Genomic DNA, 15,699 nt, shown 5'->3' on the forward strand with positions numbered 1-15,699 from the left:
CGCGTTCTTCAAGCCTGTTGGCTGCGTGCACCGCGCAGCAGCTTGCCCGGCAATGCGCCGGTGGCCGCGCCGCCTTCGAAGATGGGCTGGCCGTTGACCAGCGTGGCCACATAGCCGTCGGCGCGCTGGATCAGGCGGCGGCCGCCGCCCGGCAGGTCGAACACCATCTCCGGGCAATGCACGCGCACGGCATCGGGATCGATGATGTTGACGTCGGCCTTGTAGCCTGGCTGCAGCAGGCCCCGGTCCAGCAGCCCGTACACGCGGGCGGTGTCGCGCGTCTGGCGCTTGACCACGTGTTCCAGTTCCAGCAGGGGGCCGCGGCGGCGGTCGCGAGTCCAATGGCTGAGCATGAAGGTGGGCATGCTCACGTCGCAGATGTAGCCACAATGCGCGCCGCCGTCGGACAGGCTGTTGACCGTGTAGGGGTGCTGCATCAGCTGGTGCAGGTGGTCCAGGTTCTCGTACGAATAGTTGAAGGACGGGTAGTACAGGATGGCCTGGCCCTCGTTCTCCAGCATCAGGTCGTAGACGATCTCCAGCGGCGCGCGGCCATTGCGCTGCGCCATGGCGGCCACGCTTTCCTCGGGCAGCGGCTCGTAGTCGGGATCGCTGCCCAGGCGGTAGATCTTGTGGAAGCTGCTGAACAGCGTTTCGGCTCGGCGGTCCAAGAGGCCGCGTTGTTCGTTCATGATGCGGCTGCGGATGGCCGGGTCGCGCAGGCGGGCCAGCTTTTCCGCCAGCGGCAGGGCGTGCAGCGCCTGGTAGCTGGGATGAGCGATGAACGGATGCAGCGTGCTCTGCCACGAAAACAGGATGCCCAGCGGACGTCCGCTGATGCCGGCCAGCAGCGGCACGCCTTCGCGGTGCGCGCGCTCCAGGCTGGCCGCGATCTGCTTCCAGACGTCGGGCGCGGCGTCGGTCTGCTGCAGGTTGAACAGCACGGGCAGGCGGTTGTGGCGCGCCAACTGCTCCAGCCACGGCATTTCGCCTTCCATGGCGGGATGGTTGGCGGTCATCTGGAACACGCCATGCCCGACTTCGCCCATGACCGAGCCCAGGGCGGTGATCTCTTCGCCGGTGGCGAAGGTGCCGGGCGGATACTTGCGCTCGTCGTACTTGTGCAGGAAGGTGCGCGAGGTGGAGAACCCCACCGCGCCGGCGGCCAGCGCTGCGCGCACCACTTCGCGCATGGCGATCAGATCGGCGGGCGAGGCCTCGTCGTGGTGGATGGCGCGCTCGCCCATCACGTAGGCGCGCACGGCGCTATGCGGGATCTGCGCGCCCACGTCCAGCGCCTTGGGGCGGCGGTCCAGCGCGTCCAGGTATTCGGGAAAGGTCTCCCAGTCCCACTGGATGCCTTCGGACAGCACCGAGCCGGGGATGTCCTCGACGCCCTCCATGACCTTGATCAGCCATTCGCGCCGCTCGGGCTTGACGGGGGCGAAGCCCACGCCGCAATTGCCCATGATGGCCGTGGTGACGCCGTGCCAGGTCGACGGGCTGAGGTACGGGTCCCAGGTGGCCTGGCCGTCGTAGTGGGTGTGGATGTCGACCCAGCCCGGCGCCACCAGGCAGCCGTCGGCGCGGATCTCGCGGCGCGCCGCGCCGGCCCGTCCCTCGGCCTGAACGACGCGTCCATCTTCGATGGCCAGGTCCGCCTGGTAGCGGGGCCGGCCCGATCCATCGACGATCGTGCCGCCGCGTATGACCAGATCATGCATTGCGCTCTCCTTTCGATACGCGCCGGGTTATTGGAGGACCAGGCCGATGCGCTTGATCACCGCGCCCCAGCGTTCGCTGTCCTGCTGGACGATCTGCGAGAATTCCTTCGGCCCCGCGCCGCTGACCTCATTGCCCTGCGACACGATGCTCTGGGTCACCTCGGGCGTGTCCAGCGCCTCGCGGAACACCTGGGCCACGCGCTCGGCCAGCGCGGGCGGCATGTCGCCCGGGCCGAAGATGCCTTGCCAGCCGACGATGTCCAGCCCGGGTATGCCTTGTTCCTTCAGGGTCGGCAGGTCCGGAAGCACGCTCAGGCGGCGGTCCGTGGCCGGACCCAGCAGCTTGACCTTGCCGGCGCGCGCGTTTTCCACGGCGGTGGCGGTGCCGTCGAAATAGACCTGGACGTCGCCCGCCAGCAGCGCGCGGCTGGCGTCGGCGGTGCCTTTGTAGGGCACGTGCACGATGTCGATGCCGGTCTGTTGCTTCAGGATTTCGCCGTTCAGATGCGAGGTGGATCCGGGGCTGTAGGAAGCGAAGTTCAGCTTGCCGGGATTGGCCCGGGCGTAGTCGATCATCTGCGCCGTGGTCGAAAAGGGCGCGTCCTTGTTGGCGACCAGCACGGTGGCGGAGCGCACCACCTGGATGACCGGAGTGAAGTCCTTCACCGGGTCGTAAGGCAGCTTTTTGTAGAGATGCGGATTCTGCGTGTGCGTGACGACGATGGTGTAGAGCAGGGTGTAGCCGTCGGGGCTGGCGCGAGCCACTTCCTGCGCGCCTATCATGGTGCCGGCGCCGGGCTTGTTGTCGACGATGACTGGCGCGCCGGTGCGTTGCGTGACCTTCATCGCCAGCATGCGCGCCAGCGCGTCCGAGCCGGACCCGGCTGGAAACGGCACCACCAGGCGGATGGGCTTGCCACCGCCCGGCCAGGGCGGCGCCTGGGTCACCGGGGCAGCCGCCGCCGAAAGACAGGCCAGGGCGCCCAGCACGGCAGCCCCGCCGCTCCCCAACAGCTTCAAGAACGACTTGCGGTTCATATTGTCTCCTCCTGGGGGTAGGCAATGTCATGCATTGCTCTGGAATGAGGTTCACCACAGGGCGCCGGCACTGCAATTTTCCGTCGCGGCAAGTCTTTTGTAGTCTTGCCTTTGCGCTCAATCAAATGCATATTTGGCTCAATATTGATGAGAAAAATACATGAGCCTCACAATACGGTCGCTCCAGCACTACGCCGTGCTGGTTGAGGAAAAGCACTACTCCCGGGCGGCGCAGCGGCTGCATCTGACGCAGTCCGCGCTGACGCGCAGCATCCAGTCGCTGGAAGACTCGCTGGGACTGGTGCTGGTGGACCGGGCGTCCACGGGCGTCACGCCCACGCAGGCCGGGCGCATGGTGCTGGAGCGCGCGCAGCGCATCCTGGGAGAAACCCGCGATCTGCGGCGCGAGGCCGAATTGATCCGCGGCCATGACACGGGCCGCGTGAACCTGGGCGTGGGGGCGTTTCCGGCAGCCGGATTCCTGTCGCCGCTGCTGGTGCGCATCGCGCGCGAATATCCGGGCCTGAGCGTGCACGTCGAGATCGAGAGCTGGCAGCGCCTGCTGGACAAGCTGCAGCAGGACAAGCTGGATTTCGCGGTGGCCGTGACGCACAGCCTGCCGCCGCCCGACGATTTTTCGGTGCGGCCCTTGCCGCCGCAGCATGGCGGCTTGTTCACGCGCGCCGGCCATCCGCTGCAAGGCCTGGGCAAGCCGCGCCTGCGCGCCGCGCTGGCGCAGTACCGGCTGGCAGCCACCGATCTGCCGCTGCGGGCGCGCGAGTACCTGGCCCGGCTATACCAGGTGGCGCGGCCGGAAGACCTGCCCATCGCCTTCGAATGCGATAGCGTCGCCACGCTGCGCGAGGTGGCGCTGGGGAGCGACGTAGTGCTGTTCTGCACGCGCGAGGCCATCGCGGCCGAACTGGCGCAGGGAGTGCTGCAGCCTCTGCCGCTCTCCTATCCCGCCGCCGGGCCGCTGACCTACAGCGTCATCCACCGCGCGCGCCGCACGCTGTCTCCGACCGCCGAACGGGTCATCGAACTGGTGCAGGACCTGCTGTCGGGCGCGCCGGCGCCCGGGGCCGCGGGCGCGAAGAAGCGCCCGTCCCGGCGCTAGCGTCCTGTCCGGGCGGCGGCGACTTCGGCGAAGTCCGGCCGCGTCTGGCCCTTGACCTCAAGTCGACTTCAAGTGAAAGACTAGCTGCATTCCGGCACGAGGCGGACAGGAAATATTCCCTCGCCGCGCGCCATGACTAGCAACCTGGGAGTTCAAGCCTATGTGGGACGAACGTTACGCCGTTGACGAGTACGTGTATGGAACCGAGCCGAACGCCTTCCTGGCGGAAAACGCCGGCCTGCTTTCCGGGCCGGTGCTCAGCCTGGCCGAAGGGGAGGGACGCAACGCCGTCTTCCTGGCCTCGCTGGGTCTGGATGTGCTTGGCGTGGACGGCTCCGCTGTCGGACTGGCCAAGGCGCGCAGGCTGGCGGCCGCGAAGGGCGTATCGATCCGCACCGAAACGGCGGACTTCGCCGAGTACGAACCGCCGCCGGAATCCTTCGGCGCGGTGGTGTCGATCTTTGCCCACACGCCCAGCCACGTGCGCAGGAGGCTGCACCGCCTGGCGGAACTGTCCCTCCAGCCAGGCGGCATCATCCTGTTGGAGGCATACCGGAAGGCGCAGTTCGGCCGGGGCACGGGCGGGCCTCCGGATCCGGACATGCTCATGGCGCGCGCGGACCTGGAGCAGGACTTTCTGAATTGCCAGGTGCTGCTTTCGCGGGAAATCGAACGCGACGTGGTCGAGGGAATATTCCACACGGGGCCGGCATGCGTGGTGCAGTTCATCGCCAGAAAGAAGTGAGGGCGGGCGGCCAGGCCCGTCCCTCAATCGGGAATCTCCGGTTCGACCAGCCGCATCAGTTGCGCCAGCGACTCCTGCCAGCCCAGATAGCACATCTCCGGGGGTATCGCCGCCGGTATGCCTTCCTGCACGATGCTGACCTCCGTGCCGCAGGCGACCTGCCGCAGCGTAACGGTGGTCTGCATGCGGCCGGGCAGGTTCGGGTCGTCGAACTGGTCCGAGTAGCGGATCTTCTGGCCCGGCGCCAGTTCCAGGTATTCGCCGCCGAAGTTGTGGCTGTGGCCCGTGCCGAAGTTGCGGAACGACATCTTGTGCATGCCGCCGACCTTGGCGTCCAGTTGATGCACCTGGCAGGTGTAGCCGTAAGGAGGGAGCCAGCGCGCGATCGCGTCGGGCTCCAGGAAAGCCCGATAGATGCGTTCGGCCGGCGCGCGCATTACGCGGTGCAGGGTTACGGTTCCGGTAGTCATGGTGAGTCCGCCTTTCAGGAAAGTTGTGCGTACTGACACGACGTACGAGTTGACCGCAAATCGACAGCCGGAATCCTGGGGGAAACCCTTAAATAGCACCTCTGGACACGATTTGGTCCGGACTGATGCGGCCCTTTATTCGATGGGCTCGCGCATCACCAGCACGGCGATCGTGTGGTTTTTCCAGAACACCTGGTGGATGCGGGGCGCCAGCACACGCAGTTCCTCGGGGCCCGTGTCGTCGAACGTCACCAGGACGGCCGGCCGCTCCCCCTCGCTCGGGACGCGTTGGATGCGGTCGAAGGACGGAAAGCCGTACTTCATGAGAAAACTCCGGATGTCCTCGTCGGAGGTGCTTTCTTCCACGTGGTTCATCAGCAGGGCGGCCATGATCGTTCTCCTTGGAAGTCTGCGGGCGTCAGAGGCGCGACGCTCAGAATTTGGCTGGGACCATGCGCAAGGGGTGTCCCGGATCGCGGTAGCCGCCGGCTTTCTGCCGCTTGGGCAGCTTCACCTTGGCCCGCGGCATGCGCTTGTACGGAATGTGGGCGAGCAGGTGGCTGATGATGTTCAGGCGCACCTTTTTCTTGTCGTCCGACTGCGCGACGAACCAGGGCGACACGCTGGTGTCCGTTGCGGCGAACATGTCGTCGCGGGCGCGCGAGTAGTCGTACCAGCGGCTGTACGAATCCAGGTCCATCTTGGTCAGCTTCCAGATCTTGCGCTCGTCGTTGATGCGGGCCTGAAGCCGGCGGGTCTGTTCCTCTTCGCTGACTTCCAGCCAGTACTTGAGCAGGATGATGCCCGAGCCCACGATGGCCCGCTCGACCAGCGGCACGCCTTTCAGGAAGATCCTGACGTCGTCCTTGGTGCAGAACCCCATGACCCGTTCGACGCCGGCCCGGTTGTACCAGCTGCGGTCAAAGATCACGACCTCGCCTGCCGCCGGCAGGTAGGGCAGGTAGCGCTGCATGTACATCTGGGTCTTTTCGCGGTCCGAGGGGGCGGGCAGGGCGATCACGCGGAACACGCGCGGGCTGACGCGCTCGGTGATGGCCTTGATCGTTCCGCCCTTGCCGGCGCCGTCGCGTCCCTCGAAAATTATGCAGACCTTGGCCCCCGTCTGGCTGACCCATTCCTGGAGCTTGACCAGCTCTACATGCAGCCGGGCCAGTTCCTCGGCGTATTGCTTCCCCGAAAGCTTGGCTTGCGCCGGCTGCTTGTCCTCTGCTGCTGCCTTCTTCTGAGCGTTCATGATGGCACTCCAGAATATGCTGCGGGGTAACGGGCGGAACGTTCGAATTTTTTACTGTAGCGCCGACCGTCGGCGCTTGTACACAAGCAGACCGCAGCAGTGCGTTTTATCTAGTGCTTGCTCCGCATCGAGCCTCTGGCGAGAAGCGGAAAAGACCAATAGAATCAACCGGCACACAGCGCTCCGACAGGGTCGGAGTTGCGTCGTGGACCATGGCGGTTAGGCTCTAAACGGACCCGATACCCGATGTCGCGGCTGACCTGTTCGAATCGGCTGTTGCTTGTCGGCATTCTGTGCCTGGGCGGCTGCATGCGTGTCGGGCCGGATTTCGAACCCCAGCGCACCGGTTGGGCCGCGGACTGGAGCACTCCCGCGCTGCAACAGGCCAGCCTCCAGTTGCTGCAGCCGGACGCCCGGCAGTGGTGGCGGATCTTCGGCGATCCCGTCCTGGAAGCCCTGATCGTGCAGGCCGACGCGAACAACGCGGGCCTGCGCATCGCGGGCCTGCGCATCATGGAAGCCCGCGCGCAGCTTGGCATCGCTCAAAGCGGCCGCTATCCGCAAACTCAGGTGGTCGGGGCGAACGCGCTGTATCAGCACCGGTCCTCGCGCTCGGCCGAAGGCAATCCGCGTCCCAGCAGCTTCTGGCAATACAGCGCCGGCTTCGACATAGGCTGGGAGCTGGACTTCTGGGGGCGGTTCAGCCGCGCCATCGAGTCGGCCGATGCCCTGTACTTCGAGGCCCAGGCCAATCGCGACGATGTGCTGGTGCTGCTGCATGCGCAGGTGGCGCAGACCTATTACTCCCTGCGCACCACCGAGGCGCGGCTGCGGATCGCCCGCGACAACGCCGCCATCCAGAAACGCAGCTACGAGATCACGCAAAAGCTGTTCCGCAGCGGCGAGACCGACGAGCTGGACCTGCAGCAGGCCCGCACGCAGTACCTGAGCACCCTGGGCACCATCCCCGAATTCGAAAGCCAGATCATGCGCACCCGCAATGCCCTGGCGGTCCTGGTCGGACGTCCGCCCGGCCCCATGCCGGAGCTGGATGACAAGACGGCGGTGGTGCCGCTGATCGACCGGGCTGTGCTGCAGGACGTGCCGGCCAATCTGCTGTTGCGCCGTCCCGACATCCGTGCGGCTGAATTGCGCATCGCCGCGCAGTCGGCGCAGGTGGGCGTGGCCGCGGCTGACCTCTATCCCTCCCTGACGCTGCTGGGCAGCATCGCCTGGTCCGCCACGTCGCTGGCGGGCACGGCGGGCGGCGCGGCGTTGCTGGCGGGGCCCGCCCTCAGCTGGAACGTGTTCGACCACGGCCGCCTGCAGAACAACGTGCGGGTGCAGGACGCGCGGCTGCAGCAGTTGATCGTGGCCTACCAGGACGACGTCCGGCAGGCCGCGCGCGAGGCCGACGACGCGGCCAGCGGCCTGATCAAGGCGCTGGAGCGTGACGGCATCCTGCAGCAGTCGTCGCAGGCCGCGGGGCGTTCGCTCACGCTGGCCAACGCGCTCTACCGGGAAGGCTATACCGATTTCCAGCGGGTGCTGGACGCGCAGCAGGCGCTGGCGGTCCAGCAGGACGCCTACGTCGTGAACCGGGGCGGCGCGGTGGGCGACCTCATCGCCTTGTACAAGGCCCTGGGCGGCGGCTGGTACAGCGCCGAGCCGGTGCTCGACCCGGCGACCCGCGAGCAGATGCGGCAGCGCACCGACTGGGGCGATCTGCTGTCCGAGCCGGCGCCTGCTTCGGCCGCCGCCTTGTCCGCGCAAAAGGTGCGAGCCGATGAGTGAAACGCCGTCCCCGCCCGCCGCACCCGCGCCGGATCCCGCGAAAAAGGGTGTCCGATGGACCGTTGTGTTCATCGTGCTGAGCCTGGCCTGGTATCTGCTGGCCGACCGCTATACGCCATACACGCAACAGGCGCGGGTGCAGGCCTTTGTCGTGCCGGTGGCCTCCGAAGTTTCGGGGCGCGTGACCCGGGTGCACGTGCGCAACAACCAGGACGTAGAGGCCGGCGCGGTGCTGTTCGACGTCGACCCCGAGCAGTACCGGATCGCCGTCGACCGCGCCCGCGCCGACCTGGAGTCCACGCGCAGGCAGATCGGCGCCAGCACCGCGGGCATCGATTCGGCGCAGGCGTCGTTGCGCGCCGCGCAGGCCAATGAGCTGAAAGCCCGCCAGGACAGCACCCGGCTCGAACGGCTGTACCGCGAAGACCAGGGCACCGTCTCGCTGCGCCGCCTGGAAATCGCGCGGGCGAATCTGACGCAGGCCATCAGCCAGGTCGCGGCCGCGCGCGCCGAGGTGCAGCGCGCGCGCGAACAGGAGGGCGGCAGCGAGGAAGACAACGCCAAGCTGCGCAGCGCCGCCGCCGCGCTGGAGAAGGCCGAACTGGACCTGGCCAACACCCAGGTGCGGGCCCGTTCGGCGGGACTGATCACGGACCTGCGCACCGATGCCGGGCAGTTCGCCGCCGCTGGCAACCCGGTCATGACGCTGATCGCCATCCATGACGTCTGGATCAGCGCGGAAATGACCGAGAACAACCTGGGCCACGTGGAGCCCGGTACGCCGGTGGCGATCATCCTGGACGCGCTGCCCGGGCAGATCTTCAAGGGCCGCGTGCGCAGCGTTGGCTACGGCGTCAATGTGGGGCCGGGCACGCCGCCCGGCAGCCTGCCCACGGTGCAGAACAGCCGCGACTGGCTGCGGCCCGCGCAGCGCTTTCCCGTCATCGTGGAATTCGATCCCGGTGACCTGCCGGCCTTGAGCGGCGTGCGCGTGGGCGGGCAGGCCGAGGTCATGGCGTTTCCCAGTTCCGGCAATCCGCTCAACCTGCTGGGCCGGGCGTACATGCGGCTGATGAGCTGGCTCTCCTATGCGTACTGACCCCGATCCCCGCGGACAACGCGCCCTGCGCGTGGGCGTGGGCACCGCCCTCTGCACGGCCATCAGCTACGGCCTGGACCTGCCCATCCCCATGGTCGCGCCGGTGCTGGGCGTCATGCTGCTGGCATCGATGAACCGGCCCCTGTCGTTCAAGAGTGGGCTGGGCCTGATGTTGATGGCGCTGCTCACTACCGCGATCGGCCTGCTGCTGAGTCCCTGGCTGCGCTATTACCCCTTGAGCGGCGTGCTGCTCATCGCACTGTGCCTTTACTACGCCTTCCTCCACGGGCTGCGCGGCGGCAACAACCTGCTGTCGACCTTCCTCATCATCGGCTTGACCATGATTTCCGCGGCCGGCACCGTCGACTTCGCGCTGGCCGCCCTGGTGATCGAAGCGCTGGGCAAAGGGCTGCTGGTCGCGGTCCTGGCGCTGGGCGGCTGCCATCTGCTGTTCCCCGAGCCAGCGGCCGCGCCCGCGCCGCCCGCGGCGCCGGTCCTGCCGGCGGGCGAGGCCAGCCGCGTGGCCTTGCGCGCCGCGCTCGTGGTGATGCCGGCCTTCCTGCTGGCGCTGACCGACCCGCTGGGCTACATGCCCATCATCCTGAAGTCGGTCAGCCTGGGGCGGCAAAGCTGCGTCACCGCCGCCCAGGGCGCGGCGCGCGAATTGCTGGGCTCGACCTTGCTGGGGGGCGCCTTGGCCGTCGTCTTCTGGTGCGCCCTGAGCCTGTTCGTGAACCTGTGGATGTTCTTTCTCTGGACGCTGCTGTTCGCCCTCGTGGCCGCGCGCAAGCTCTACCGGCTGAGCCCGACCCGGCACCCGCCCAGCTTCTGGCTGAACACGCTGGTGACGCTCGTCATCCTGCTGGGCCAGTCGGTGCAGGACAGCGCCGCGGGCAAGGACGTCTACACCGCCTTCGCGGTGCGCATGGGCTTGTTCATCGGCGTCACGCTCTATGCCTGCCTGATGCTGCGCCTGCTCGAATCGCGGGCGCCAGGCAGCCAGGAGCGCCGACGGAATCCTTCAACCGCAGTCCCCTCAGACGCTTGAATCAGGAGGCAACCATGTCATTGCCAGACGAACCGGCCCCACCCTCGCCCTCGGCGGGGTGGCGCTTCAAATGCGGAATCGGATTGTTCATCATTGCCTTCGCCCTGTGGTTCCTCATCCCGGTGGCGGGCTACATGGATGTGCCGGGTCCGCGCATCGCCGCGCTGACCGGCACCATCTTCATCGCCAACAAAGTCTTGCTGTTGAGCTGCATCGCCGTCATGGGCAAGGAGGGCTTCCAGCGGCTCAAGTCCATCGTGTTCGGCCACGCCAAGAAACTCGCTCCCGTGCAGAAAGTCGGCCCCGTGCGCCATGCCATCGGCCTGGTCATGTTCTTCCTGCCCATCCTGACCTCGGTGCTGGAACCCTACATCGACGAAATGTGGCCGGGCCTGCGGCCCAACCTGTGGCAAGCGCAGCTGGCTGGGGACATCATGCTGATCGCCAGTTTCTTCGTGTTGGGCGGGGATTTCTGGAGCAAGCTGCGGGCGCTGTTCGTGCGCACGGCATAGCGGGGAGGGCGTCACGATCCGAGCCGGCATTTTCATAGGAAAATGCCGGCTTGCGCTTTGCGCGCGCCACCTCAGCCACCCACCAGGAACCCGCCATGCAGCAACTCGATATCTATCAGGTAGACGCTTTCACCGCCGCGCCCTTCGGCGGCAATCCCGCCGCGGTGGTGCCGCTGCAGGCGTGGCTGCCGGACGCGACGCTGCAGCGCATCGCCGAAGAGAACAATCTGTCGGAGACCGCCTATTTCGTGCGCAAGGGCGATGCTTACGAACTGCGCTGGTTCACGCCCGCGGTCGAGGTCGACCTGTGCGGCCATGCCACGTTGGCCTCGGCCTGGGTGCTGTTCGAGCAATTGGGCGCAAAGGAAGACGTGCTGCGGTTCGCCACGCGCAGCGGCGAACTGCAGGTGCGCCGCGCGGGCGACCGGCTGGCCATGGATTTCCCGGCCAAGCAGCCCGCAGCCCAGGAGATCCCGCCGGGTCTGCTGCAGGCGCTGGGCCTGCCGGGCGCGCAGGCGCTCTACCAGACGGACGACTATCTGGTGGTGATCGATGACGAAGCGCTGATCGATGCCCTGAAGCCGGACTTCGCCGCGCTGGCGGCCTTCGACGTGCGCGGCGTGGCGGTGACGGCGCCGTCGGCGCAATTCGATTTCGTGTCGCGCTGGTTCGGGCCGCGCGTGGGCGTGAACGAGGATCCGGTGACCGGATCGGCGCATACCTCGCTGGCGCCGTACTGGGCTCAGCGCCTGGGCAAGCGCAGCCTGAGCGCGCAGCAGGGCGGGGCGCGCAAGGGCCAGCTGCATTGCGAGGTGCTGGACAACGGCCGCGTGATCATCAGCGGCCAGGCGGCGCTGTACATGCGCGGCGCGATCTACATCTGAGGCCGGGCGGGCAGCCGCCCGCGCGCGCTGCGGCGTAACAAAAGAGAGATTGACACGGCTTATGCTCAACACTAGCATAAACCGTGCTCTTTTTTTGACCAATAAATGCTCATTATGAGTATAAAAATTCCGCGAGGAGACGCGTCCATGGACACCCCCAACCGCCGGTATGTCGAATTCGATCTGCCTGCCACGCCGAGCTGCACCAGCGCCATCGGCCAGGCCTGGGCCCGCGTGCCCGAACCCTTGCCGGCCGGCGAGCGCGCCGCCTGCGTGGCGCGCATACGCGAACTGCTGGCGCGGGAGCGCGCCGTGCTGGTCGCCCACTACTACGTGGATGCGGAATTGCAGGAACTGGCCGAGGAAACCGGCGGCTGCGTCGGCGATTCGCTGGAGATGGCGCGCTTCGGGCGCGACCACGAAGCCCGTACGCTGGTGGTGGCCGGCGTGCGCTTCATGGGCGAGACGGCCAAGATACTGAGCCCTGACAAGCGCATCCTGATGCCGGACCTGGACGCCACCTGCTCGTTGGACCTGGGCTGTCCGGCCGCCGATTTCGCGGCCTGGTGCGATGCCCATCCGGACCGGACGGTAGTCGTCTATGCCAACACCAGCGCCGAGGTGAAGGCGCGCGCGGACTGGGTCGTGACCTCGTCCATCGCGCTGGACGTGATCGCCGACCTGCATGCGCGCGGCGAGAAAATCCTGTGGGCGCCGGACCGCCACCTGGGCGACTACGTGCAGCGCCAGACCGGCGCCGACATGCTGCTGTGGCAGGGATCGTGTCTGGTGCACGATGAATTCAAGGGCACGGAGCTGGAACTGCTGCGCGCCGAGCATCCGCAGGCCAAGGTGCTGGCGCACCCGGAATCGCCCGCGGCGGTGCTGGCGCAGGCGGACGTGGTGGGCTCGACTACCCAGCTGATCGAGGCCGCGCGCAAGTTCGATGCCGGCCTGCTGATCGTGGCGACCGACCAGGGCATCCTGCACAAGATGCGCGCCGCAGCGCCCGGCAAGACCTTCCTGGCCGCGCCCACCGCGGGCAACAGCGCCAGCTGCAAGAGCTGCGCGCATTGCCCCTGGATGGCCATGAACGCCTTGAGCAACCTGGCCGAGACGCTGGAGCACGGCCGCAACGAGATCAGGCTGGATCCGGCGCTGGGCCTGCGCGCCAAGGCGCCGATCGACCGCATGCTGGACTTCGCCGACCGGCGCAAGCGCCGCGTGCAGGCCAGCGGCGATCTGGCGCGCGACACGGCCCTGTACGCCAGCGTCGGGCCGGCCTGAGAACTACCGGAGGTCGGCTCATGGAATTCGACGTCATCATCATCGGCAGCGGGCTGGCTGGCATGGCCGCGGCGCTGGAATTGGCTCCGCGGCGGCGCGTCGCGCTCGTCTCCAAGGGGGCGCTGCGCGACAGCGCCAGCAACCGCGCGCAAGGCGGCATCGCCGCGCCGCTGGGCGCGCAGGACAGCGTCGAGGCGCACGTCAACGACACCCTGGTCGCCGGCGCCGGCCTGTGCGACCTGCCGGCCACGCGGGGCATCATCTCCCGGGCCTGCGGCGCGATCGCCTGGCTGCAGGAGCAGGGCGTCGCGTTCACGCCGGAACGGGACGGACTGCATCTGACGCGCGAAGGCGGACACGGCCTGCGCCGCATTGCGCACGCGGCGGACGCGACCGGCAGCGCCATCATCGCGGCGCTGGAGGATCGGGTGCGGCGGCAACCCGGCATCACCTTGCTGGAAGCGCATTGCGCCGTGGACCTGATTCTGGACGGGACCGCAGGCACGGCCGGGACGCGCTGCCGCGGCGTGCGCCTGCTGGACCTGCGCCGCGGGCGGATTTTCGACGCAGCGGCCGGTCATGTCGTGCTCGCCACGGGCGGTGCGGGGCAGGCATACCAGACGACTACCGCGCCGCCGGCCGCGACCGGCGACGGCATTGCCATGGCGTGGCGCGCGGGCTGCCGGATCGCCAACATGGAGTTCACGCAGTTCCATCCCACCGGCCTGCATCATGCGCAGGCCGCCGGCTTCCTCATTTCCGAGGCCGTGCGCGGCGAGGGCGGCGTGCTGCGCCTGCCCGGCGGCGCGCGCTTCATGCCGGCGCACGATGCGCGCGCCGAGCTGGCGCCGCGCGACATCGTTGCCCGCGCTATCCAGGGCGAGATGGAACGCCATGGGCTGGCGTGCGTGCAGCTGGACATCAGCCACCAGCCGCCTGAATTTCTGCGGGAACACTTTCCCACCATCCATGCGCGCTGCCTGGCGTTGGGCATCGACATCACAAAGGCTTCCATCCCGGTCTCGCCGTCCGCGCATTACACCTGCGGCGGCATCGTCGCCGACCTGGCGGGCCGCAGCGATCTGTCTGGCTTGTATGCGGTGGGCGAGGCCGCCTGCACCGGACTGCACGGCGCGAATCGCCTGGCCAGCAATTCGCTGCTGGAGTGCGTGGTGACGGGGCGGGCTGCGGCGCAAGACATACTCGAGCAGAAGCCGGAAGATGTCCCCGGTCGGAGGCGGGCCGCCGATGAAATCGCGCTGCCGGCGTCTCCCGACCTGGCCTGGCTGCGGCGCGATCTGCGCCAGCTGATGAGCCGCGACGTGGGCGTGCTGCGCAGCGACACATCGCTCGCGCGCGCAGCGGCCTTCATCGGTCCGCTGCGCGCGCAGATTGAGGCGCGGCTGTTGCGCGAGGGGCCTAGCCTGGAACTGCTGGAACTGCGCAACTTGGCCGTGGTGGCAGATCTCATCGTGCGGGCGGCAAGCGCGCGTGGTGAAAGCCGGGGGGCGCATTTCAACCGGGATCGTCCGGGCTCGGACGCCGTGGATTTGCGATTGCGCGCGCCTGCCGCGCCAGCGTAGGCGCGGGTGGGGCAGTTTCCGGCCGGCCAGCGGCTCAGGAAACACCGGTCAGCAGATGCTGTGCGGCGCCTGTTGCGGCGCGCCTGAAGCGCGACGGCGATACGCCCATGTGCTCGCGGAAGAAGCGCGAGAAATTGCCGGGCGTGGAGAAACCCAGGTCCAGCGCCACCGAGGTCAGCGGCTGTTCCTGCTGCACCAGCAGGCGCACCGCTTCCTCCACGCGCACGGCGCTCCAGAATACCTGCGGCGTGGTGTTGAGCTGGTCTCGGAACAGCGCGAAGAAATGGCCGCGCGACAGGCCCACGCGGCTGGCAACTTCCTCGGCCGTGATCGGTTCGTGGGCATGTTCGCGCATATAGGCGATCGCCGCGCGTAGCCTGCGGTCCAGCGCCGGAGCGGCGGGCATGAGACTGCGCGGGCGTTCGGGTCCGGTGGACGAGTCGATCGCCGCTTGCAGCAGGGCCTCCACTTCGGCATCCAGGTCGGCGCCCGGGTGTTCGTGCGGCGCGACAATCTTGTCCAGCAGGCGCCAACAGCCCTGGCGCACTGCCGCGTCAATCGGAACGCCAGGAGCGGCGAAATGGAACGGCCGGCCGGTGGCGGCGCGCCGCTCGTCCAGCCAGGGCTTGGCGATGTAGAGCACCAGGAAGATCGCTGGGCGCGAGCGCTCCAGCAGCCGCGCGTCGTGCGATTCGTAGGTGTTGGTGCCGAGCGCCAGGTGTTCGCTATAGGGGACCGGGGTCTGGCCGACATGCCCCAGCACGCGCGCGCCGCCCAGCCACAGGGCCAACTGCACTTCCGCGTGCGCGTGCGCGATCAGGTCGTCGCGCAGTTCCAGCACGACGGCGCGGCCGAACGCGCCTTCGTGCAAGGCGTAGGTCTCCTGCATCTTTGTCTCCCGTTTTTCTCATCGCCTCGTCGCGCAAGCCTGGGCGTGCGTGTGTGCGGGCGGGTGCGGCGCTCAGGGAATTTTATGGGGGTTTGCGCGTTTGTCCGCGCTAGGTGTATTCACTAGGCACAAAATCTGACTCTGCGATAAGTCCGCGTACCCGACGATAAGCGCGCCGCCGCCTGCGCCGATACAGTCATGGAAAATTGCCGGCGCCAATGCCGATGCAAGCAGCGACTGTTCAGATAAAAGGA

The 15,699-nt window shown here is 67.7% G+C and carries 15 protein-coding genes; 9 read left to right on the forward strand and 6 right to left on the reverse strand.

The features are described from left to right. Nucleotides 1-8: 8 nt before the first annotated feature. Together FOC84_RS24250 and FOC84_RS24255 are read right to left on the reverse strand one after the other, a co-directional pair. Complete coding sequence (locus FOC84_RS24250; RefSeq protein WP_173146737.1) at nucleotides 9-1,724, reverse strand: N-acyl-D-amino-acid deacylase family protein; 1,716 nt, start codon at nucleotides 1,722-1,724, stop codon at nucleotides 9-11. A gap of 27 nt (nucleotides 1,725-1,751) precedes the next feature. Continuing rightward, entirely contained in the window at nucleotides 1,752-2,762 is a 1,011-nt protein-coding gene (locus tag FOC84_RS24255; protein WP_173146739.1) for a Bug family tripartite tricarboxylate transporter substrate binding protein, read from the reverse strand. Between the two features lie 160 nt (nucleotides 2,763-2,922). Here FOC84_RS24255 and FOC84_RS24260 point away from each other — a divergent pair, with 160 nt between their 5' ends. Together FOC84_RS24260 and FOC84_RS24265 are read left to right on the forward strand one after the other, a co-directional pair. Continuing rightward, nucleotides 2,923-3,879: a LysR family transcriptional regulator gene (locus tag FOC84_RS24260; protein ID WP_173146741.1), complete on the forward strand. Its 957-nt coding sequence runs from the start codon at nucleotides 2,923-2,925 to the stop codon at nucleotides 3,877-3,879. 160 nt (nucleotides 3,880-4,039) lie between these two features. Next, complete coding sequence (locus FOC84_RS24265) at nucleotides 4,040-4,624, forward strand: class I SAM-dependent methyltransferase (RefSeq protein WP_173146743.1); 585 nt, start codon at nucleotides 4,040-4,042, stop codon at nucleotides 4,622-4,624. Nucleotides 4,625-4,647: 23 nt separating this feature from the next. Here FOC84_RS24265 and FOC84_RS24270 read toward each other — a convergent pair whose 3' ends face one another. From FOC84_RS24270 to ppk2, 3 genes are all read right to left on the reverse strand, one after another. Then, a complete protein-coding gene (locus tag FOC84_RS24270; protein ID WP_173146745.1) occupies nucleotides 4,648-5,094 on the reverse strand; it encodes an SRPBCC family protein in 447 nt (148 codons plus the stop codon). Nucleotides 5,095-5,229: 135 nt separating this feature from the next. After that, nucleotides 5,230-5,484: an RNA-binding protein gene (locus FOC84_RS24275; protein WP_173146748.1), complete on the reverse strand. Its 255-nt coding sequence runs from the start codon at nucleotides 5,482-5,484 to the stop codon at nucleotides 5,230-5,232. A 43-nt stretch (nucleotides 5,485-5,527) separates the two neighbouring features. Further along, nucleotides 5,528-6,349, reverse strand: a complete 822-nt coding sequence (gene ppk2 / locus FOC84_RS24280) for a polyphosphate kinase 2 (RefSeq protein ID WP_173146750.1) — start codon at nucleotides 6,347-6,349, stop codon at nucleotides 5,528-5,530. 246 nt (nucleotides 6,350-6,595) lie between these two features. Between ppk2 and FOC84_RS24285 the strand changes: the two genes are divergently transcribed. From FOC84_RS24285 to nadB, 7 genes are all read left to right on the forward strand, one after another. Continuing rightward, nucleotides 6,596-8,143 carry an efflux transporter outer membrane subunit gene (locus FOC84_RS24285; protein WP_173146752.1) on the forward strand — a complete coding sequence of 516 codons (1,548 nt, stop codon included), beginning with the start codon at nucleotides 6,596-6,598 and terminating at the stop codon, nucleotides 8,141-8,143. Further along, complete coding sequence (locus FOC84_RS24290; protein ID WP_173146754.1) at nucleotides 8,136-9,242, forward strand: HlyD family secretion protein; 1,107 nt, start codon at nucleotides 8,136-8,138, stop codon at nucleotides 9,240-9,242. The genes FOC84_RS24285 and FOC84_RS24290 overlap by 8 nt, the downstream gene beginning before the upstream one ends. Beyond that, entirely contained in the window at nucleotides 9,232-10,290 is a 1,059-nt protein-coding gene (locus tag FOC84_RS24295) for a DUF2955 domain-containing protein (RefSeq protein WP_173146756.1), read from the forward strand. The genes FOC84_RS24290 and FOC84_RS24295 overlap by 11 nt, the downstream gene beginning before the upstream one ends. A 14-nt stretch (nucleotides 10,291-10,304) precedes the next feature. Then, nucleotides 10,305-10,802, forward strand: a complete 498-nt coding sequence (locus tag FOC84_RS24300) for a transporter suffix domain-containing protein (RefSeq protein WP_173146758.1) — start codon at nucleotides 10,305-10,307, stop codon at nucleotides 10,800-10,802. A gap of 95 nt (nucleotides 10,803-10,897) precedes the next feature. Beyond that, a complete protein-coding gene (locus tag FOC84_RS24305) occupies nucleotides 10,898-11,686 on the forward strand; it encodes a PhzF family phenazine biosynthesis protein (protein WP_173146760.1) in 789 nt (262 codons plus the stop codon). A gap of 147 nt (nucleotides 11,687-11,833) precedes the next feature. Then, nucleotides 11,834-12,973 (forward strand): quinolinate synthase NadA, encoded by a 1,140-nt coding sequence (nadA, locus tag FOC84_RS24310; RefSeq protein ID WP_173146762.1) that lies wholly within the window; start codon nucleotides 11,834-11,836, stop codon nucleotides 12,971-12,973. Between the two features lie 20 nt (nucleotides 12,974-12,993). Further along, nucleotides 12,994-14,556 carry an L-aspartate oxidase gene (gene nadB, locus FOC84_RS24315; protein ID WP_173146764.1) on the forward strand — a complete coding sequence of 521 codons (1,563 nt, stop codon included), beginning with the start codon at nucleotides 12,994-12,996 and terminating at the stop codon, nucleotides 14,554-14,556. Nucleotides 14,557-14,590: 34 nt separating this feature from the next. Here nadB and FOC84_RS24320 read toward each other — a convergent pair whose 3' ends face one another. Further along, nucleotides 14,591-15,445 carry a helix-turn-helix domain-containing protein gene (locus FOC84_RS24320; protein WP_173146766.1) on the reverse strand — a complete coding sequence of 285 codons (855 nt, stop codon included), beginning with the start codon at nucleotides 15,443-15,445 and terminating at the stop codon, nucleotides 14,591-14,593. Nucleotides 15,446-15,699: the final 254 nt, after the last annotated feature.

The sequence above is a fragment of the Achromobacter pestifer genome (genome assembly GCF_013267355.1).
In the GTDB taxonomy this organism is placed as follows: Bacteria; Pseudomonadota; Gammaproteobacteria; order Burkholderiales; family Burkholderiaceae_B; genus Achromobacter; species Achromobacter pestifer_A.